Here is a 20798-nt window from a genome sequence, read left to right as displayed (position 1 = left end):
ATTGCGTCTGGTTGGAATTAACAGTCGGGAAATCCAATATGATGATGCATTCAGCATCTTTCTTGCCCGTCAGAGTTTGGGAAACATCATTCAAGGGACAGCGGCTGACACCATGCCTCCCTTGTATTATTTTTTACTTCATTTTTGGCTGGGTTTGAGCAGCGAGCTGGCGGTTTTAAGATTGCTTAGTGTTGGCTTATCCCTAATTGGTTGGGTGATAGCCGTTGATCTTTGCCGGCGGATGTTTGGAGTGCGCGCTGCGCTTGTCGCCAGCCTTTTACTCGCCTTTTCGCCTTTACAAATTTATCACAGTCAGGACCTGAGAATGTATGCCTTACTGATGGTAGGGCAGATGGCCTATTACTGGTTTTTCTATCGAATATTCGAGGAGAAAAATTCACGAAAATTACTTTGGATTGGGTTGATTATCAGCGGAATCATTGCCCTTTATAGTCATGCGCTGGCAGGGTTTGGTTTGATATGGGGTAACATTTACTTGTTGGGGAAGAAGCGGTGGAATGATCACACTCAGCTGATCAAAGCTCAACTGTGGATTGGATTGGTGTACTTGCCATGGGCTTTCTTTCTACCCGGTCAAATTGCCAAAGTTCAACGAGCGTTCTGGACTCCACGGCCGGGGATTGTAGAAATTCTTCAATCGGTGATCTTGTTTCATGCTAATCTGCCCCTGAAGGGTATTTTACTTCCAATTGTTGCGGTAGTCAGCGCCCAATTATTTTTTGTTATCCTCTGGGAATTGTGGAAAGATCGGAATAATCATTCTTTCATTGACTTGGTGGGTCTGCTTGTGATAGGGTTTCCACTGACATTATTTATTCTTTCTTATCTAATGCAACCAGTCTTTGTTACGCGGGTTTTTATTCTTTCCAATGTCATTTACTGCCTTGCTGCTTCACGATTTATTATTCTGAAATGGAAGCGAGGAATCGGCGCGTTCCTTCTCGGTGGTTATCTGTTAACTGCGCTTATTTCCTTGCCTTCTTTTTATACGTTCAACGAATTTCCGCGTTCACCTTTTCGCCAGGCAGTGTATTATCTAAATCTTCCGCAAAACAGCAGTCTGTTTGTTTTGCATGATAATAAACTCAGTTATTTTCCGATGCGATATTATGATGAGGAGCGTGAGGCTGCCTTTCTGGCAGATGAGCCGGGTTCTCCTAATGATACTTTGGCTATGGCTACTCAACATGCGATGGGAATCTATCCGGTCAAAGATTTTTCAAAGGCAATTGAGGGGAAAGATAGTTTCTTTTTTGTGGTCTTTAAAAAAGCGATTGAAGAATTTGAGCAAACTGGACAACAACATCCAGTGCTTGAAGCGCTATCCAAAAATTACCTGCAAACTAACCTTACTCTGATCGGTGATTTGGAAATTATTCAATTCAGGGAAAAGCCATGAGGGGTTGGAAGGTTGTAAAAAGAGTCCTTTATACCTATTGGTTTTGGTATTCAGCGGGAGTGTTTTTTGTCGCAATCAGTTCGCTGTTTCAACAGGGACCGGGTTACATGGATGTGGCTTATTACACGGTTGGCGGTCTGCAGATCTTTGAAGGAAAAGGTTTTGTCGAACCGTATCTGTGGAATTATTTGTCCGAGCCAAAAGGTTTGCCATTTCCAGCCTTTACTTACTGGATGCCGTTGCCCTCTTTGCTTGCTTTTTTCGGCATGTGGATTGGGCGTTCGGCTCTATTCTTCTGGGCTAAACTGCCATTTATATTATTGACCGGTTTGCTGCCCGTGTTGAGTGTTTATATGGCAAGATGCTTATTAAAAAACCCGGGGTATGCATGGATTGCAGGCGGGCTGGCGGTAATACCCGGAATTTACATAATCTACCTGCCGCTGCCGGAAACATTTGTTCCGTACATGATTGGAGGAGGTCTGTTCGTCATCGTTGCCTTCCTGGCGAATTTCAGGTGGTTGGGAAATTGGGATAGTTTACAAAGATTTTTCCTGTTGGGTTTGATAGCCGGATGGATGCATTTGACGCGGGCAGACGGCTTGCTCTGGTTGTTTGCAGCAGCGGGGATTGTGATTGGGAGGACATATCCGTGGAATTTGCCAGATAAATTGCGCGTAGCCATAATGGGGACTGTTGTTTTACTTGCTGGATATCTTGTTTTGACCGGAGCGTGGTACTATCGAAATTGGTTGTTTTTTGGGGGATTGTTCCCGCCCGGCAATACTAAAAGTCTCTGGTTGACTGATTACAATGAACTTTATTCTTATCCAAACGATCATTTGAATTTTTCATACTGGCTGAAATCGGGATGGGAAGCCATCTTCAAGGCGAGGGTGAATGCGTTGGGAATAAATCTTCAGAACTTCCTAGCGGTTCAGGGGTCAGTAGTCCTTGTTCCACTCATTTTATTGGCGATTTGGAGCAGAAGAAAACTGGCCATGGTAAAGTTTGGAATACTAATGTGGGGTGTAATTTTAGGAATCATGACGATTGTTTTTCCCTTTGCGGGTTCCCGCGGTGGTTTTTTACATTCTGGTGCAGCGACTCAGATTTTCTTCTGGGTCATGGCAGTTGTTGGTCTTGAACAATGGATTTTGTGGATGAGAAAGATCCGTGGCTGGAATTTATCCTTTGCGATTTCCTTGTTTGGTTTTTTTCTGATTTTGGTAAATACCGGCATCTCAATCTGGTTTTTCCAACAACGTGTATTGGGGGGTGGGAATGATCCGATCTGGAATCGAAGTATTGAGCGATATCAGAAGGTCGCACAAAGATTAGGCGAACTTCGTATAACCAACGATGCGTTGGGTATGGTCAACAATCCGCCCGGTTATTACTGGGCGACCAGGATGCCCAGTATTGTCATCCCTGATGGGGATATAAACCATTCGCTTGCAGCGGCCAGCAAATTTGGCGCCAGCTATCTTTTATTGGAACAGGATCAGGAAAATTTGATTGACCTGTATCAAAACCCGAAAGATTCCAGCAACTTGCAATACCTTGAAACTTTTAATAATGTCCATATTTTCCTAATACTTCCGCGCGCGGATTGAGTTTCATCTGGCAAGGAATTATTCTAAAAATTTATAACACCAATCGCAGGTTATGCTATACTTGGCATGATTTTCAAGTTGTTCAGAAAAGAGGTTTTCTATGAGTGATCATTTGAGCAGCCAGGATTTTCAAACTGAATATATTTCTGAATTACAAGCGGTGGACAGCAAATACCAAGAAAAATTAAAAGAAAATGAGTTGATGCTCAATCAACTAAATTTAGAACTCAATAAGTTAAGTGAATTAAACAGGCAAAAAACGGCCCAATTGAACATGGTTAAAGCCCAACTTGACAAAATGTCAAAAGAAGATATTACCAGGGCGTATGATGAAATGATCGATTCGCAGCGAAACATGTTCATCAAAAAAAACCAGTTTGAAAAACTGCAAATAGAAAAGAAAAATTTGGAAGAAATCCTGGCTTTTATTGAGAATACAAAAAAATTCCTGGAAGAAGGTACTGGCAGTTTTGGTGCCCAACGAGGTACTGCATTGCTGGAAAAATTAATTGATGCTCAGGAAGCAGAGCGTCAGCTACTTGCAAGGCAAATGCATGACGGGCCTGCACAGGCACTTTCGAACTTTATCGTTCAAACCGAGATTGCCAGCCGATTGTTTGAAATTGATCCGACTCGGGCCAAACAGGAATTAGAGAATCTCAAGGCTTCTGCATTGAGCACATTTCAAAAAGTCCGTTTGTTTATTACGGATTTGAGACCAATGATGCTGGATGACATTGGCTTATTCCCAACGCTGAGGCGATACATCGAGAATTTTCAAAACGAAAGCGGAATTGAAACAAAACTTGATGTCATGGGGTCAGAAGGGCGTTTAGAACCCTATATTGAAGTGTTGATTTTCCGTTCCTTGCAGGAAATCATTGGAAATGCCGCACGGCATAATGCGGATTTACCCCGTAAATTGAAGATTGAAATCTCAATCATAATGGAACCAAAATTGATCAAGGTACAGGCGAGAGATGACGGAAAGGGATTTGATCCTTCCAAAGCAATGAGCGGCAGGGGGTTGGGGCTGAAGCTGATCAAAGAACGAGTTGAGATGCTGGGTGGTTATTTTAATCTTGAGTCTCGTATTGGGAGCGGCACAGTTGTAACCTTCCAGATTCCTTATTCTCACCAAAAGACATCATAAGACATTATTATTTTTCCATGTGGAGGTAAACATGACAAAGACTCTCGGTATTCTGACCGGCGGTGGTGATGTGCCGGGATTGAACCCCTGCATTAAGGCGGTTGTGATGAACGCTTTAGAGCAGGGTTACCGTGTAATCGGTATTCGACGAGGATGGGCAGGATTACTGCATTACAACCAGAACGAGCCTTCCACACGCGAGTATTATGTGCGGGAATTGCATGAGGAAGATGTTCGCACCATAGACCGAACAGGTGGAACTGTTTTACATACTTCCCGTACGAATCCTCAGCGAGTATCACCAAAAGATGCACCGGACTTTCTCAAAAACTCCAGTTACGGCAAAAAAGTTGCCGGTGAAGAAAAAATTGATTACACCGATTATGTGCTTGAGGTGTTGGAAAATTTAGGGATTGACGTGTTGGTGCCGATTGGCGGGGATGATACCTTATCCTTTGCAGTCCGATTGCACAAAGAGGGTTTTCCGATTGTGGCATGCCCGAAGACGATGGATAACGATATTTTTGGCACTGATTACTGTATTGGCTTCTCAACTGCAGTAACCCGTAGCGTTGAGTTTATCACCAATATGCGTACCTCGGTTGGCTCTCACGAGAGAATCGGCGTGGTTGAATTGTTTGGGAGAAATTCTGGAGAAACCAGTCTTATCACAGCCTACCTGGCTTACGTTGACCGTGCGATTATTTCTGAAGTACCGTTTAACATGCAAAAGTTGGCTGATTTCCTGATGGCTGACAAGCGCCGTAACCCCTCCAATTATGCAATAATGACAATTTCCGAAGGGGCAGTCATGGAAGGCGGGGAAGTTGTCGAAAGCGGAGAAGCGGATCCCTTTGGGCACCGCAAATTGGGGGGGATCGGTCAGATTGTATGTGAGGAGATCAAACGCCTGACCGGTCAACATACCATGTATCAGCAACTGGCATATTTGATGCGTTCAGGTGCCCCTGACTCTTTAGATCGAATGGTGGCAATGTCTTTCGGCACGATGGCAGTGCAACTGATTCGACGCAATGAAACCGGTAAAATGGTAGCCTTACATGGTGGAAAATACACCACCGTACCGATTGAGATGGTTCTGGCGGGTAGAAAACGAGTGGATGTTCCTGCCTATTATGATATTGAAAATTACAAACCAAAAATTCGGGATTTTATGGGCGTTCCCATGTTCTTGAGTTAAAACTCATCATGCCCAAAAAAGACCAAGGTGTCAGCAACAATCGGTTTCGTATAATCCCGCGTACATTGATCTTCATTACACGGGGAGACCGATTGTTGCTGATTAAAGGCCATCCACAAAAGCGAATTTGGGCGAACCTGTACAACGGCATTGGGGGACATATCGAGCGCGGAGAAGATGTTCTCGCCGCAGCCAGGCGCGAACTGAAGGAAGAAACCGGACTGGATGTAGCGGAACTAAGGCTGTGTGGAATCGTGATGGTTGATGCAGGGGAGGATACTGGGATCGGATTATTTGTTTTTCGGGGGGAAACCGATCAACAATCTCTCCAAAATTCCGAAGAAGGTAAATTGGAGTGGATACCCGTGGATCACTTGACCGAATATCCTTTGGTGGAAGATTTGCCGATTCTAATCCCCAAAGTATTAAAAGCCGAGCAGGGTGGAGAAATCTTTTTTGCGCATTACTGGTATGATGAGCACGAGCGTCTGAGAATCGATTTTTCGAATTGATTACTTCTTGCTTTTTTCATAAAAAACAAGCAGCGTGCTGCCGTAACGACGCTGATCAAACTCGCTGAAGTTATTGAGAGCCAGTTCTTCATACTCCACAGGATCTATTTGAACGATCACCCAGCCATCACTGGCCAGCCATTCGTGGTTTTGATCCAGTTTGAATAAAATTTCTTTCCAAAGATTTTTATATTGCGGGGGGGCGATAAAAATATAGTCAAATGGTTGTGAAGGGACACCGGAGAGAAGGGAGAAAGCATCCTGCTGGCTTACTTTTGCGTTTTCTTTGAGCCGGGTGTGTTCCAGGTTGGCACGAATGGTTGCAACAGCCAGCCGATGAATATCATTCAGGTGAACAAAGGATGCCCCTCGACTCAGAGCCTCTATGCCTACACTGCCGGTGCCGGCAAATAAATCCAGTAATGATGCGTTTTGGATGTCCGTTCCAATGATATTGAACAGGGCTTCTTTCACGCGGTCAGTGATCGGCCGTGTGATGTTGCCCGGCACACCCTGCAAGCGCATTCCTCTCGCTTTCCCGGAAATAATGCGAGGGTTACTCATTGCCTTTGCGTTTCGACTGCGCGCCGGGCGGCTAATATATTGCCATGAGGAGTTATTACAGGAATTACACAGCCTGTACCCAGAATAAAACGCCTGGCTGAAGTTTGGGAAATAGCCTCTTTCGCTTCCTGTAATACTGCTTCGGGTGTACCTAAAACCATCGTTTCCCATTGTTTTAATCCCCCACAAACAATCCCCTTAAAATGATTTTGGGCTTCGCTCAGTGAGGGTAGGGTTTGGCGATCATGCCAGTTGAGTACTTGCACAGGGTAATCGTCAACCTGATTAAACATGATATTTTCGCCGTGAATATGACCTATGTTTAACCAGAGGGATTTAGCTGCGTCGAGAATCTGTAAATCGTAATAACGCCCAAAGGTTTGAAATTCTGCAACCGATAAGATATTGTATTGAGCATGTTGAACGGCATAAAAAATCCCATCTATACCAATTTTCTTCAATTCTTCCACAAATGCCAGCGTCGTCTGCGTGATAATTTCAAGACCCTTTTCGACCGCCTCTGGGCAGGCGCGGATATGATATAACAAATCGTGCTTGCCGACTAAATTTTTGGCTTGCGAAAGAGGGCTGAAAATGGTTTGGATGATTGGGGTTGACTTTGAAAATTCCTTGATGAGCAATTTGAGACAATCAAGCATTTGGCCCAAATATCCCTGGCGCGGATTTAACACCTCTAATTTTTCCCAGTCTTCAAAATTCTTAATGACTGGTTCTTGATAATCGCGGGTGCCTTCCGGGTTGCCGCGCCACACATCCGAAACCCCCCAATCCTTGATACAGTATGAAGAAGCCGGCGTCACCTTGATAAAATCGAAATCATAGATGTTTTGAAATTGGGTAATTGCAGCTGCAAGAGATTCGGGTTTCTGATCATCCACAGGAAAATGCCGCCACAGAGCTACCGGAGGACGATCGGCAAGGTCGCCGCTTAGACAAATTTCCATCCGATTTCGATGTGAAATTTCGCTCATTCTCAACCCTCTCTAATCGATTCTTTTATTACTTCACTAATTTGCTTTTCAATTTCCTGTTCTTCTTCTTTTCGTCCCTGAAAGTAATCATTCATAAAACGGGAGCGGCGCAAACGCAATGCCATTGGGGCAACCTGACGCAAATCCTCACTGGTTACTATCATTCGATTATCGGCAGCTGCGTAAGCACGGGCCGCTTCAAATAATGTGATTTCGGCGCGGAGTGAGTCTATTTGCATTTTTTGAATCAGTTGAATGCCCTGTCTGGCAACCTCCTCTGGCAGTTCAACACTGGAGAGAATTTGTTTGGCAAGTGCAATTTCTTCGGCTGCCAATGCCGATTCGGCTTGATAGAGGGAAACCATCTTCCGCGGATTTTGGCGGTATAGATGTGTACGGCGATAGGCTTCCAGTCGTTCTTGGGGTTCATCCAATCCTTTGACGATCACTCGCAATCCAAAGCGATCCATGATTTGTGGGCGTAGATTGCCTTCTTCTGGATTCATGGAACCAATCAAGGTGAATCTTGCCCGGTAAGTGGCGCTGACCGGGCCGCGACGAACGGTGTAATTGCCGCTGGCCGACGCATCTAATATGGCGTCAATAATCTCATCTGCCAGAAGGTTGACCTCGTCAGCATAGAGGATGTTCAAATCGGCATGGGCGAGGATGCCGCGCTTTAATTTCAATCGGTCATGTACTGCGGCCCGTTCATCAATACCGCCAATCACGTCTTCCAGCTTGGCATTGAGCGGTAGTTCGACCAGTTTTACGCGGTCTTGAATGGTTAGCGGTTTACCCTCGGCAAATTTTTTGGCACAATCGGGACAAACGCCATCCATTCCAAATGCCTCAATGTCCTCGGGCAGGCAGCCATAAAAACAGGCACTTCGTTCAATTGGCGGCAACAAATCGATCAGGGAGCGAACGGCGGTTGTTTTACCAGTACCACGCGGACCAATGAGCAAAACCCCGCCAATCTCCGGATTGATAAGTGTGAGGCAGAGGGCAATTTTCATTTCCCTTTGACCGACCAATGCCAGAAAGGGAAACGGTAAAACTTCGGCGTAGCCAGCATCTTCTTGGGGAATCTGTTCTTTGATGCTCCTTCCGGAAACAAGATCAATTAATTCCCGCAAGGAGCGAATATTGGTAGGGGTGAAAGAAGAATTATCAGCTGGCGCTTCCGTCATTTTGATCTATTCTTTAAGCATTGACATCATTGTAAGTCCAATATCGGTTGGCAATGAAGTTCCATATCATTACCGTTCCAATAACGACCGCCAAAGCGATATTGTGTGCAATCACAACAGGCGTTACCGTATCTTTTGGAAACCAACCTGAAATCAAGCGTATCAAGAAGCCTTCTAACCATAAGAAGATTGGAGTGCGGATCGTTAAACCGATTACACTGACAATCACAAATTGTGTCCATTGTCGAATGAGAGATTTGCTACGAGAGTCCGGGTAGGTCCACAGCCGATTCCAGGTAAAGTTACTGAAAACGGCCAGGGTAAAGGAAATTGCCTGTGCAAAGACCGCGTTATCGCGAAAGTAAGGAAAAGAATGGGTGAGAAAATTAAAAACGCCAAAATCAATGACTGCCCCAACCGCTCCAACAATCGCAAAACGAATGAAACGGGTCCGTTCACGGGTATTTGTCAAAATCATTCCAATCCCAGTTTCTTTTTGAAGTAAGGAATTGTTTTTTTGATGCCTTCTTCCAATGAAATTGTTGGCTGCCATTTCAAAATTTCCTTTGCTCGGGTAATGTCGGGGCGGCGTCGTTGGGGATCATCCCCTAAACGCAAGTGATCTTTCCTGATGATGCCAGCCTGGTTGCCGACCAAGCGGTTTATGGTTTCTGCAAATTCTAGTATTGTAATTTCAGCAGGATTGCCAATATTTACCGGTAAATGTTCATCGGACATTAATAACCGGTAAATTCCCTCAATCAGGTCGTCCACATAACAGAAACTACGCGTTTGTGAACCATCCCCATAAACCGTGAGGGGTTCTCCACGTAAGGCTTGCTGGATAAAATTCGGAACAACCCGCCCATCGTCCAATCTCATTCTTGGGCCATAAGTATTAAAAATGCGGACAATTCGGGTATCAATTCCGTGGTAGCGGTGGTAGGCCATGGTCAGTGCTTCGGCAAAGCGTTTGGCTTCGTCATATACTGAACGGACTCCAATTGGATCTACATGTCCCCAATAGGTTTCTTTTTGGGGATGTTCAAGGGGATCACCGTAGATTTCACTGGTTGAAGCGAGCAGGTAACGTGCATTTTGGGCACGTGCCACTCCAAGGGTATTGTGAGTGCCCAACGCTCCAGCCTTCATGGTTTGAATGGGCAGGTTGGTATAACCGTAAGGGGAAGACGGGTTGGGGCTGGCAGGTGAGGCGAAATGTAAAACGGCATCAATTTTACCCGGTACGAAAATAAAATTTGCCACATCGTGACGGATAAACTCAAAACGGGGATTGTTGGCAAGATGGGCAAGGTTATCTGGACTGCCGGTAATAAAATTGTCCATTCCAACTACTGAATGACCTTCACTGAGCAATCGTTCACAAAGATGGGAACCTAAAAATCCTGCTGCTCCGGTTACTAAAATTCTCATGGGTTTGAAACCTTTCTGATCATAAATTATTTCCAGTCAATACGGGTAATCAGGTTATCACCGGTAACCTGTCTGGGCTGCCAATCTTCCGTGGAGATAAGCCAGACATTTCCTTGATAGATAAAGCCGACAAATGATTGAATCGAAGAAGATGTTGCGGGTGACCAAACGACTTTTTGTGGATCTAATCCGGTACCCCCTTCGGTTGGGAAAATTACCTTACGGTTTGAGCCATCAGGTTGCATGACAACCAAACGATAACGGCTGTTTTCGCTCTGCTCTGGAAAAATTGCTTCCAGGTATGCGAGCCAGGTTTGGTTTTCTTTCATGACTTTAGACATGCTCGGGTAAGCGAACATACCCGTTTGTGAAACTAATTTTACCAGTGGTCCTGATGGAAGGATGTACGCATTCAAATCAAAAAGTGGAGAGGATTCAGGTTCGTTGATGCCAGACATTGGGGCATGGTTGACCAGAAAGAGGACTTTTCCATCTGGACTCCACTCTACACCGGGCACCCATGCCCAGTCGGAGCGCGTTTGAAAAGGTAATAGGGTGATGAGAGGGTCGAGGGTGCCATCGGATTCGTTAACCAGTCCAACAGCATCTGGCCGCGAATAAGCAATTGAATTTGCCGACGGAGAAATATGGAAAGAAGTACCCCACCATCCGTAAATACCCCCTGCATTTGTTTCGATGATGCTTTCATCACGAACTACCCTGCCAGAAGCGTTGAACACCAATCGTCTCAAATCATTGTTGGCCTGCCAGCCGGGTGCGGTTGGGCGGGGTTCAACAGTAGAGTACAAGATAGTAGCCGTCCGATTAGGCAGCCATTCCGCAAAGTGAATGATATTTGCTGCATTGAGATTAATGGGTTGGGCATTTTCCTGGTCTAAATTGATTACCCAGAGAGAGTTAATTTCATTTTCTGTGTTTGATTTACGGGTAAATAAAAGCCATTCCCCATTCGGGGATAAGCTGAATACCCGTCCGTCTAAATCGCCAGAGGTTATAATGGGACGCCGTTGACGAGTGTCTCGTTCAATGAGCCAGGCATTACCTGCGGTCAGGTAGGCAAGTTTTCCCGGAATTTCTATTGGAACGAATGGTGATTGAATGCCAATCATTAAAATTTCTGGTTTGGCTTCTTTGATAATTTCGATCTTAAAGATGGAACGAGAGGTTTCTACCTCGTTTTCAATCAAACGACGATAAGTTACTTGCTGAATGCCATTTTCACCCGGTTGAACCAATAAGGATTCACCCTCCGGGAGGTTTTCATTTTTTACGGTTTGCCGTTCAAACGGAATAACAATTTCTTCCTGCTCAAATTCTTCGCGAACGCGGGTAATTGTGATGGTCACCGGTTCAGTTATAAGTGAAAATGAAGGCGGGTCAGTTCGATCCAGTGCACCCAGCTCAATTTTTGCAATTTGCAAGGCGTCTAAAACAGATGACCCAAATGGAACACCTGCTTCAATGCGATTGTTGATGTCCACAACCGTAACCGAAACCCTATCAGCGGCATTGGTTTGAGGTGAGTTACAGGCCGTCAAGGAAAATAGCGTAACTACCACTCCGAAGAAGTGGAAAAGGAAATAATTCAGCCCTCTGTTGAGTTGAGTTTTGGTCACAAGACTGGCAATCGTATTCGTTTTTATCTGATTCAAGTATAATCAGCCAAGATTAATTGAACAGGCATATTATAGCATGAGTGAAGCGAACCTACCCAAGGATCAATATCCGTTGGAATCCAAACTGGAAGCCTTGTTGTTCGTTGCACCTTCGCCAGTGAATGTCCATCAGCTTGCTGAGGCGATTGGGGTAAGCACAGAAGAAGTGGAACAGGGTTTACGAAGGTTGTCGCAAACTTTTCAGCAAGGGCGTGGGTTGCGTATTCAATTTTTTCAAGGAAAGTATCAACTGACGACAGCTGCGGATCTGGCATCCTTAGTCGAGCGATTTTTAGGTTTAGAGGCAACCAGTCGCCTTAGCAGGGCGGCCTTAGAAACCCTGGCGATCATTGCCTACCGTCAGCCAATTACACGTCCGGGAATCGATGCAGTGCGAGGGGTGAACAGCGATGGTGTGTTGAAAAGTCTGCTTTCAAAAGGGCTGGTCCAAGAAATTGGCCGGGCAGAAGGTCCAGGACGCCCGATTCTTTACGGCACGACGATGGATTTTTTGCAGCACTTTGGTTTGAATTCATTAGATGATTTACCTCCCTTCGAGCTGCTTGAGCAAGAAGGTGTCAGTCCAGAAGAACAAAGATTGTTGAAGGATTAATCAATGGCGGAAGAAAGAGTGCAAAAAATTTTATCCAGAGCAGGTTTCGGATCAAGGAGAGCCTGTGAGGTATTAATTGCCGATGGTAGAGTAAAGGTCAATGGAGAATTGATTTCGCTTGGTGCAAAAGCAGATGTTGAAAAAGATGAAATTACTGTAGATGGACAACCAATTCCAAAACCAAGTGGAAAGAAAATTTACATTGCCCTGCACAAACCGCGCGGAGTGCTCTCGGATGATGTAAAGGGTACCGAAAGAAAGACGGTGTTTGACCTTGTTCCTTTGCCGGAACATTTATTTGTGGTGGGGAGACTGGATTACGACAGCGAGGGATTGATTCTCTTAACCAATGATGGTGAATTGGCCAATCGGCTTACTCATCCGCGATACGGACATGAAAAAGAATACCGGGTTTTGCTTTTCACTAAACCCGATGAAGAGCAGCTGGAAATCTGGCGACGAGGGGTTGTTCTCCCGGATGGAAGCCGTACCGCTCCCGCGCAGGTTACTGTTGAAGGGGAAGCAGGAAAAGGGGTCTGGCTGCGCGTAATCATGCGTGAAGGTAAAAAGAGACAGATTCGCGAAATCGGGAAAACCATCGGTTTGCCTGTGAATCGGATTCTCAGGGTTCGGATTGGCAACCTGAAGTTGGGAAATCTCAAACCGGGCGAATGGCGATACCTCAACCCGGCTGAGGTGAGAGAACTTACTGGAACCATTCAACAAAGACGAGAAATCCCCCAAAAAGAGGGATCTCCGAAATACAAATTTACGAGAGAAAAAAAGCAGACTCAGTCCAAATCCTCCTCTGGTAAACCTTTTTGAATTTGCTGGATAAGAGAAAGTACAACCGGCTTTTCCTTCCCTTTTTTACGAATGAAATCTTTGAGTTTTTCTAATGACAGGGCGGGAATTGGAGAATCGCTGGTTTCTAATTTGGCTTTGGGGTTGGTGAAAACCAGGATGGGTTGAATTTCTGGAATTTCCAACTCGGGAAATTTTTTCTTGAGGAATTTGGCTAAATCGCTCGTGGTGTATTGAGCATCCACCTCGGGTCTTCCCAATCCTTCCTGACCAAAAATTTTCAGGTAAAGGTTGCCACCCTTTTGACGAAAGCGGTTTTTACTTTCATCATAAATAATTGTTCCCCCAACCGAAACAGGAATCAGCGCAATAATACCGGCCGGGCCGATGAGTGCGTGCGGGATATCGGTGACATAATGATAGAGGGTGTACTTGTCTTCAAGACCCTTTAATCCAGAGGTGAGTAATTCATCCGGACGGGGGGATCTTCCCCACCGATTGCCAAAGTAGATTCCGATTTGGGTCATCAGAAAGCCGAATAAAAGAGCCCCAAACGTTATGGTAATTTGTTCGGGTTGGGTGAAAGAAAAGTACAAGCCGATGGCAAGTACCAATAGGGCTCCTATGGTCAAAAACTGTCCAATTTTTTTGTTGCGTTTAATCAACTTGGTGTTGGAAACTATCTTCATGGATAAACCTCGATTCAGGATTGGTTCAAAGTATTTCTGGAAATAATTTCGACCATTTCAAGGCGTTCCTGGATTGCGGAACGTAAAGCAGGTAACAGATCTGATTGGACAGCCTGTTGAGCAATTCGAATGGCGCTGTACATGGCGCGGCTGTCGGAGCGTCCATGACCCACAAAAACCAGTCCATCAATGCCTAGGAGTGGGGCAGCGCCAACTTCGGACGGATCCATCATGGCTTTTAGTTTTTGGAAGGCGGGTTTGGCTAACAAAGCGCCGATTTTGGTTATTGGAGAGGAAATCAATTCTTCTTTCAAAGTATCCGTGAGTAATTTGGCAACGGCCTCGCTGGATTTTAGGAGGATGTTGCCTGTGAATCCGTCCGTAACAACTACATCGGCACCACCACCAAAAAGTTCCTTGCCCTCGACATTACCAATGAAGTTGAGACCGGATTTTTCCAAAATTGGATAGGTGTCTTTGATCAATTGATTACCCTTGCCTGCTTCTTCTCCGTTGGATAACAACCCAACTCGCGGATTCTGTTTCTTGAGTACCTTTTCTGCGTAAATGCTGCCCATGACTGCAAACTGAAGCAGAAACTCGGGACGGCAATCCGCGTTGGCGCCAATATCCAATACTACACAATGCCCACCTTTTACAGGAAATAAGGCGGTCAGTGCCGGGCGTGCCACACCTTTGATTCGGCCAAGTGTGCGCAACGCGTTGAACATTGCTGCTCCAGTGTTGCCGGCAGTGACAAATGCATCTCCTTGACCTTCTTTGACAAGGTTAAGCCCAACTGCCATCGAGTTTCGAGGTTTACGTTTGGCAGCTTCAACTGGTTTTTCCCCCATTTCCACTAAATCGGGGGCATGTTCGACTCGGATAGGAAGATTTGCCGCATTCAGCTCCTTCAATCTGGGTGTGATTAAATTTTCATCTCCAACCAGAATAATTTCTTCTGAAAATTCTCGAGCTGCAATGACAGCCGCCTGAATTTCCGGATGTGGGAATTGATCTGAGCCCATTGCATCCAAAATTATGGTCATAGCTTCCTCCGTTGGGTTGGGTGTTTATTGGCGGATTTCTTGACATACCACCAGAGCAGATTATAATATCGAAGCCGATTGCGCTGGTGCTGGAATTGGCAGACAGGCATGGTTGAGGGCCATGTGCCGAAAGGCGTGTGGGTTCAACTCCCACCCAGCGCACAAGCCACCTCTAGTTTTAGGTGGCTTTTTTCATTCTCGGGTTATACTTCCCGCCGGGTGATGTAAAGGGTCAGTTCTTCGAGATGGGTTCTTTCAGGACAATGCGGGAGTTTTTGCAAGCAGTGAAATGCTTCTTGACCATAACGTTCCGCTTCCAGAATGGATTGCTCAATAGCATGGCTGTTGCGGATGCGCTCAACCAGTCTTTTGATATCCTCTTCGTAATGTGGGCAATTCCCTTCCAGAATTTGTTGAACCAGTTCATCTTCTTGATGTTCTTCTATATAGTACAGAGTTGGCAGGGTAATCAATCCCTGTCGTAAGTCGCTGCCAACGGGTTTGCCTAATTTGGAAGGATCACTGATAAAGTCCAGAACATCATCCATGATCTGGAATGCCATACCGATGTTGAACCCATACGAGCGGATGGTTTGAATCGTATCTGCCGAAACTGGACTGATCAGCGCGGCACAAGTGGCCGAAGTTTCAAATAAGGAAGCGGTTTTGGCGTATATGCGCTGATAGTAGCCTTCCCGGTCAGCCTGACAACGGCTGGAGAACAATTGGGAAATTTCTCCGTTAACAATGACGCTTAGCGTATTGGAGAACAGACTCATTACCGGTATCGATTCGGTATCGGCAGCTAGTTTTGCAGCCCTGGCGAAGAGAAAATCTCCAGTCAGTACAGTTGCGCCGGGTGACCACTGAGAATTAAGGGTCGGAATCCCACGCCGGAGCAATGCACCGTCAATCAAGTCGTCATGGACGAGGGTGGCTGTATGCAGTAATTCGATGGCTGCAGCCAGTGTAATTAATTTTTCCTGAGGTGCTCCAAGCATTCTGCCCACCAATAAAGTTACTGTTGGCCGAATACGTTTTCCTCCGGATGCCAGCAAGTGTTTGAGGGCTGCCTGTAAGTCAACGTGGTGACCTTCTGCTTGAAATTGCATCAAGTTCTCAACTTGATGAATTTCCTCCTGTACGGGTATGAAAAAGGATGTTGTAGTGCTCAATCGGACGATCTCCATCCAAATAATTGATTACCGTTATTTGTTAGCGTGTTTGCAATTTCTTCCAATGAAAGTGCTTTAAGTTTTGCGATTTTTTGAACAACCAGACTGACCCATGCCGGTTCATTTCGTTGACCTCGATGAGGGTGCGGAGCGAGAAATGGAGAGTCGGTTTCTGCGATCATTGCCTGGGAAGGAATTTCCCGCGTGATTTTCTGGCGCTCTTTTGCATTGTTAAAAGTGACCGGACCGGCAACCCCGATATAAAATCCCAACTGAATCGCTTGATTGGCAGCAACTACGTCGCCCTCATAAGAGTGAAGGACTCCCGGCTTGTTTGCCAGTTTATTGCCCGTTCTCTGTAAGGACTTTACCCATTCTTCGAGAAGCGGCATTAAATCGGGCAGAGCATTTCGGTTATGAATCACCAACGGTTTTGAACTTTCGGCAGCCAGCGCCATTTGAGCCGCCAAAATTTCCTTTTGAAGTGCCGGTTCTACGTAATTCCGATAGTAATCCAAACCAATTTCTCCAATTGCAACCACCTTTGGGTGGCCGATAAGTTCCTTCAAATTTTCGATACTATTGCTTTGCCAGGTGGAGGCACTGTTAGGGTGAACACCTACTGCCGCGTACACGAATTCATATTTCTCGCTGATTTCAACTGCCTTCCGACTGGTTTCTAAATCAATTCCCGGAACCAGAATTCGATCAACGCCTTCCTGTTGAGCGCGGTAGATGACCTGCTCCAGGTCATTTTCGAATTGGTTAAGGTTCAGATGACAATGAGTATCTTGGTAGGCAATCAATTTCGCAATCCAACCAGCTTGAGTCCATCTTCCAAAATCGGTTTTACACGATCTTGATGGGTGGTCTCGCAATAAACACGGATAATGGGTTCTGTTCCGGAAAAACGAATTAATAACCAGCCGCCATCCTCCAACATAAACTTAAAGCCATCCATTGTGTTTAAGCCTGTGACCTTCAGGCCTCCAATGGTTTGAGGTTTGGCCTCGAGAATCATTTTTTCCTTTTCGGATCGGTCGCCAGTAAAACGTGAGTCAACCCGGTCATAGTAGTGTGCACCCACTTTGGAGAAGAGCATGTCAATTAATTCAGATGGTTTTTTATTCAAGCGTACCATCATGTCTAAAATGTACAAACCGGCAAGGATCCCGTCTCTTTCGGGGACATTACCGCGAAAGGCATAACCGCCCGACTCTTCACCCCCAATTAAGGCATTGGTTTCAAGAAATTTGGGGGCAACATACTTGAACCCAACACCGGTCTCATATACGGGAATATCGTAAATCTTCCCCAGCTTTTCGAGCATGCTGGTGGTCGAAAGTGTTTTGACGATTGGTCCGCGCTCTCCGCGAACCTCCAATAAGTACAAGGCGAGGAGCGCATAAACCTGCAACTGATTGATGAAATGACCTTTTTCATCACCAACCCCAACCCGGTCTGCATCGCCATCGGTAATAATCAAGACATCGGCAGATTGTTTGACTGTTTCATTCAATCCAGCGTCAATGTTCGGCGGGATTGGTTCCGGGCGGGTCATTTCCGGGAAAATGGGATTGCGCTGGTTGTGAATTTCGATTACCTGAGTCTTACCGCCGCTTAGGAGGTGAGTGAACCAACCTGCGCCATTTCCCCACATGGGGTCAACGAGAATTTTCAAGCCGGCATCGCGAATGGGCTGTAGATCAATTAAGGATTGCAGATGCTTGATGTAATTTGGGGCAGGATCAAAGCGCAGGAGTTGACCGTTCTTTTCGGCCTCTTCGGCAGAAAGATGCTTTACTTCTGCTTCCGAATCTGGAATAAGTGCCTCAATTTGTTTGAGGCCTTCAGGATCAATTGCACCGCCGTTTTGGTCTCTGACCTTGAATCCGTTGTCTGTAGGCGGGTTGTGAGAGGCGGTGATGTTAATTGCTCCTGCAGCCCCTTTATTAACAACCGAAAAAGCAATCACTGGTGTCGGAGTGGCTGATTGCGTCAGATAAACCTTTAGACCATTTCCGCAAAGCACTTCTGCAGCTGCGAGAGCAAAGTTCTCTGATAAAAACCGTTTGTCATGACCGATTACGACCCATTGCCCTTGCTTGCCCTTTTCGATTAAGTAACGGGCAAATCCTTGTGCGCAGCGACGCACGTTAGCAAAGGTATAATCTTCGGCAATAAAACCTCTCCAACCATCGGTTCCGAACTTGATTTTTTGCGGCATGAAGTTCTCCTCCCGAATCAAGCATGTGAGAATAATAACAATCTTCCTCAATTATAACAGGTGATTAATCAGACACAAAATGAATGTCTAAGAATAAGCGTGCTATAATCTACACGGATTGTCTGAATTAGGATTTGATTGATGAAACCATCAATGAAAAAGATTTACATGGATTACGCCGCCACAACACCGGTTGATGAACGGGTGCTTGAAGCGATGCTTCCCTATTTCAGCGGTCAATTTGGCAATCCCTCCTCAATTCATTTGTATGGCCAGGAAGCAGAGGCAGCGCTTGAGGATGCCCGGGAAATCATTGCTCAACAGATGGGTGTTCATTCCAGTGAAATAGTATTTACCGGATGTGGCACAGAAAGTGATAACCTGGCTTTGCGGGGTGTGGCACTGGCTCGAAAATCTAAAACCAGGGCTGACCGCATCCTCATTTCACCGGTTGAACATCATGCGGTTAGTCATACTGCTGAGCAATTAGCCGATCATTTTGGTTTTCGCTTGGAATATTTGAAAGTGGATTCTTATGGGATAGTTGATCCTGATGACTTGCGTAGAAAGATAGACCGGGATGTGGCTATCGTATCGGTAATTTATGGAAACAATGAAATTGGCAGCATCAACCCGGTAGAGGAATTGGGGCAGATTTGCAGGGCAAACGAAATACCATTTCATACAGATGCCGTACAGGCAGCAGCTCACCTTTCAATGAAAGGACTCGGTAACTGGTGCGATCTGGCATCCTTCGGGGCGCACAAGTTTTATGGGCCAAAAGGAGTGGGGGCTTTATTTATTCGGAAAGGCACATCTATCCTGCCAATACAAACCGGCGGTGGGCAGGAATTTGGATTGCGCGCAGGCACACAGAATGTTCCCTACATTGTCGGAATGGCAAAGGCCTTTGAGCTGGCTCAAATGGAATTGCAAAATATGCAACCCTTCCTGATGCAATTGCGGGATAAGATTATTGTCTCGGTGCAAGAATTTATTAAAGGGGCGTATTTAACTGGGCATCCTGTTGATCGGTTGAGCAATCACGCCAGTTTTGTTTTCGAAGGGGTGGATGGCAACCAATTGCTGATTCACCTTGATGCTGCTGGTTTTGCATGCTCATCCGGCTCTGCCTGTAAGACTGGTGATCCCAAACCCTCGCATGTGTTGTTGGCGATGGGCATTTCTTCACAATTAGCGCTGGGTTCTTTGCGGGTTACGGTGGGAAAATATACAACTCCTGATGAGGTCGAAAACTTTGTCAACTCCTTACCGGTGGTAATTCAAAACTTTAGAAAGTTGAATGAAGGAATTGGGAAGCGTTGAAGATGAAGGGTGCGACAGTTGCGGTAGCGATGAGCGGCGGAGTAGATAGTTCGGTTGCGGCAGCTTTACTCGTGGAGCAGGGCTTTCAGGTATTTGGGGTAATGTTAAGGTTGTGGAGCGAGCCGGGCAAAGAGGAGAGCAATCGCTGTTGTACACCCGATGCAATGGCACAGGCCCGGCGTGTTGCAGCGCAGTTAAAAATCCCTTTTTACGCGGTAAATGCCCAAGAAATTTTCAGACAGGTAGTTGTAGAGCATTTTTTTGAGGGGTATCGGACAGGTATTACTCCAAATCCGTGTCTCCTTTGTAACCGGTTCATCCGCTGGGATTATTTGTTGAAACATGCCCAGGCAATGGGTGCTGAGAAGATGGCTACCGGACATTATGCCAGACTTCGTGTAGCCAATAATGGGCTTGTGAAACTTCTTAAAGGTCTGGATGAGAATAAGGATCAGTCCTATGTATTGAGTGTTTTAGGTCAGGATCAATTACAGCATACCCTATTGCCTGTAGGGGAGTTCACGAAGCCGCAAGTACGTCAAATGGCCAGAGAGTTTGGTTTGCCTGTTGCAGAAAGGCAAGACAGTCAGGATCTGTGTTTCCTTGCCGGTCAAGATTATCGGGATTTTCTTCGAAAGCACGCGCCTGATGTTATTCGTCCGGGAAAGGTAATAACGACCGATGGCCGGGTGGTGGGAGAGCATCAGGGATTAGGGTTTTACACAATCGGTCAGCGGAAGGGCTTAGGGATGCAGGCTCCTCGTCCCTTCTATGTTGTCGGTAAAAATGTCGAAGAAAATGTTTTGATCGTGGGTGAAGAATCGGAATTGCGCTTTGGTGGTTTAATTGCTGATGGTGTAAACTGGATAGCAGGAACACCACCCGCTTCCCAATTTCAAGCAGATGTCAAGATTCGCTATAAGGCACGCCTGGTTCCTTCTTCTATAGAGGTGATAGATACCCATACCATAAGGGTTCAATTTGAGCAATTCCTGCGAGATGTAACTCCCGGACAGCGAGCGGTATTGTACCATGGCGAGGAAGTTATTGGCGGAGGAATGATTCGCAAGGCGATTCCGGTTTTGAACGGAGAGGAGACATTCTCATGATTCTTCAATCTGTTTTATTTGGGATGGTTATCGCAACTTTATATG

The 20798-nt window shown here is 45.8% G+C and carries 20 protein-coding genes and 1 tRNA gene; 10 read left to right on the top strand and 11 right to left on the bottom strand.

The window, feature by feature from the left end; all coding sequences use genetic code 11:
- Position 1 precedes the first annotated feature (1 nt).
- The 5 genes from VAE48_RS12275 (at position 2) to VAE48_RS12255 (ending at position 5902) form a co-directional block, all read left to right on the top strand.
- Complete coding sequence (locus tag VAE48_RS12275) at positions 2 to 1420, top strand: glycosyltransferase family 39 protein (protein ID WP_322793614.1); 1419 nt, start codon at positions 2 to 4, stop codon at positions 1418 to 1420.
- On the top strand, positions 1417 to 3036 hold the full coding sequence (locus tag VAE48_RS12270; RefSeq protein ID WP_322793613.1) for a hypothetical protein: 1620 nt from the start codon (positions 1417 to 1419) through the stop codon (positions 3034 to 3036). The genes VAE48_RS12275 and VAE48_RS12270 overlap by 4 nt, the downstream gene beginning before the upstream one ends.
- 100 nt (positions 3037 to 3136) lie before the next feature.
- A complete protein-coding gene (locus VAE48_RS12265) occupies positions 3137 to 4189 on the top strand; it encodes a sensor histidine kinase (protein WP_322793612.1) in 1053 nt (350 codons plus the stop codon).
- A 31-nt stretch (positions 4190 to 4220) separates the two neighbouring features.
- Positions 4221 to 5390, top strand: coding sequence for a 6-phosphofructokinase (locus tag VAE48_RS12260; protein ID WP_322793611.1), 1170 nt, complete (start codon positions 4221 to 4223; stop codon positions 5388 to 5390).
- Between the two features lie 8 nt (positions 5391 to 5398).
- Entirely contained in the window at positions 5399 to 5902 is a 504-nt protein-coding gene (locus VAE48_RS12255) for an NUDIX hydrolase (RefSeq protein ID WP_322793610.1), read from the top strand.
- On the opposite strand, the gene rsmD is transcribed toward VAE48_RS12255, so the two are convergent.
- The 6 genes from rsmD to VAE48_RS12225 are packed head-to-tail and all read right to left on the bottom strand — an operon-like array spanning position 5903 to position 11758.
- On the bottom strand, positions 5903 to 6466 hold the full coding sequence (gene rsmD, locus VAE48_RS12250; RefSeq protein ID WP_322793609.1) for a 16S rRNA (guanine(966)-N(2))-methyltransferase RsmD: 564 nt from the start codon (positions 6464 to 6466) through the stop codon (positions 5903 to 5905).
- Complete coding sequence (locus tag VAE48_RS12245; RefSeq protein ID WP_322793656.1) at positions 6463 to 7431, bottom strand: uroporphyrinogen decarboxylase family protein; 969 nt, start codon at positions 7429 to 7431, stop codon at positions 6463 to 6465. Before VAE48_RS12245 ends, rsmD begins: the two co-directional genes overlap by 4 nt.
- A gap of 29 nt (positions 7432 to 7460) precedes the next feature.
- Positions 7461 to 8651 carry a hypothetical protein gene (locus VAE48_RS12240; RefSeq protein WP_322793608.1) on the bottom strand — a complete coding sequence of 397 codons (1191 nt, stop codon included), beginning with the start codon at positions 8649 to 8651 and terminating at the stop codon, positions 7461 to 7463.
- 13 nt (positions 8652 to 8664) lie between these two features.
- Positions 8665 to 9204: a GtrA family protein gene (locus VAE48_RS12235; protein ID WP_322793607.1), complete on the bottom strand. Its 540-nt coding sequence runs from the start codon at positions 9202 to 9204 to the stop codon at positions 8665 to 8667.
- Positions 9126 to 10085, bottom strand: coding sequence for a UDP-glucuronic acid decarboxylase family protein (locus VAE48_RS12230; RefSeq protein WP_322793606.1), 960 nt, complete (start codon positions 10083 to 10085; stop codon positions 9126 to 9128). Before VAE48_RS12230 ends, VAE48_RS12235 begins: the two co-directional genes overlap by 79 nt.
- 26 nt (positions 10086 to 10111) lie before the next feature.
- A complete protein-coding gene (locus tag VAE48_RS12225; RefSeq protein WP_322793605.1) occupies positions 10112 to 11758 on the bottom strand; it encodes a G5 domain-containing protein in 1647 nt (548 codons plus the stop codon).
- 40 nt (positions 11759 to 11798) lie between these two features.
- On the opposite strand from VAE48_RS12225, the gene scpB reads away from it, so the two are divergent.
- Positions 11799 to 12374 carry an SMC-Scp complex subunit ScpB gene (gene scpB, locus VAE48_RS12220; RefSeq protein WP_322793604.1) on the top strand — a complete coding sequence of 192 codons (576 nt, stop codon included), beginning with the start codon at positions 11799 to 11801 and terminating at the stop codon, positions 12372 to 12374.
- Between the two features lie 3 nt (positions 12375 to 12377).
- Positions 12378 to 13199: a pseudouridine synthase gene (locus VAE48_RS12215; protein WP_322793603.1), complete on the top strand. Its 822-nt coding sequence runs from the start codon at positions 12378 to 12380 to the stop codon at positions 13197 to 13199.
- Here VAE48_RS12215 and VAE48_RS12210 read toward each other — a convergent pair.
- Positions 13166 to 13867, bottom strand: a complete 702-nt coding sequence (locus VAE48_RS12210) for a hypothetical protein (RefSeq protein WP_322793602.1) — start codon at positions 13865 to 13867, stop codon at positions 13166 to 13168. The genes VAE48_RS12215 and VAE48_RS12210 overlap by 34 nt on opposite strands.
- A gap of 14 nt (positions 13868 to 13881) precedes the next feature.
- Positions 13882 to 14904, bottom strand: coding sequence for a phosphate acyltransferase PlsX (gene plsX / locus VAE48_RS12205; protein ID WP_322793601.1), 1023 nt, complete (start codon positions 14902 to 14904; stop codon positions 13882 to 13884).
- A 92-nt stretch (positions 14905 to 14996) separates the two neighbouring features.
- Between plsX and VAE48_RS12200 the strand changes: the two genes are divergently transcribed.
- Positions 14997 to 15078, top strand: a tRNA-Leu gene (locus tag VAE48_RS12200).
- Positions 15079 to 15119: 41 nt separating this feature from the next.
- Here VAE48_RS12200 and VAE48_RS12195 read toward each other — a convergent pair.
- From VAE48_RS12195 to VAE48_RS12185, 3 genes are read right to left on the bottom strand one after another with little or no spacing between them, the layout of a single operon-like run.
- Entirely contained in the window at positions 15120 to 16028 is a 909-nt protein-coding gene (locus VAE48_RS12195) for a polyprenyl synthetase family protein (protein WP_322793600.1), read from the bottom strand.
- A 59-nt stretch (positions 16029 to 16087) separates the two neighbouring features.
- The gene (locus VAE48_RS12190) at positions 16088 to 16897 is read right to left on the bottom strand and encodes a TatD family hydrolase (protein ID WP_322793599.1); all 810 of its coding nucleotides are present in this window, start codon (positions 16895 to 16897) and stop codon (positions 16088 to 16090) included.
- Positions 16894 to 18318, bottom strand: coding sequence for a phosphoglucomutase/phosphomannomutase family protein (locus VAE48_RS12185; RefSeq protein WP_322793598.1), 1425 nt, complete (start codon positions 18316 to 18318; stop codon positions 16894 to 16896). The genes VAE48_RS12190 and VAE48_RS12185 overlap by 4 nt, the downstream gene beginning before the upstream one ends.
- A gap of 153 nt (positions 18319 to 18471) precedes the next feature.
- Between VAE48_RS12185 and VAE48_RS12180 the strand changes: the two genes are divergently transcribed.
- Together VAE48_RS12180 and mnmA are read left to right on the top strand one after the other, a co-directional pair.
- Positions 18472 to 19644: a cysteine desulfurase family protein gene (locus tag VAE48_RS12180; protein ID WP_322793597.1), complete on the top strand. Its 1173-nt coding sequence runs from the start codon at positions 18472 to 18474 to the stop codon at positions 19642 to 19644.
- Positions 19645 to 19646: 2 nt separating this feature from the next.
- Positions 19647 to 20753 carry a tRNA 2-thiouridine(34) synthase MnmA gene (mnmA, locus tag VAE48_RS12175; protein WP_322793655.1) on the top strand — a complete coding sequence of 369 codons (1107 nt, stop codon included), beginning with the start codon at positions 19647 to 19649 and terminating at the stop codon, positions 20751 to 20753.
- Positions 20754 to 20798 lie beyond the last annotated feature (45 nt).

Source organism: Bellilinea sp., from assembly GCF_034432615.1.
GTDB lineage: Bacteria > Chloroflexota > Anaerolineae > Anaerolineales > Anaerolineaceae > Bellilinea.
This window is presented reverse-complemented; position numbering and strand designations above follow the sequence as displayed.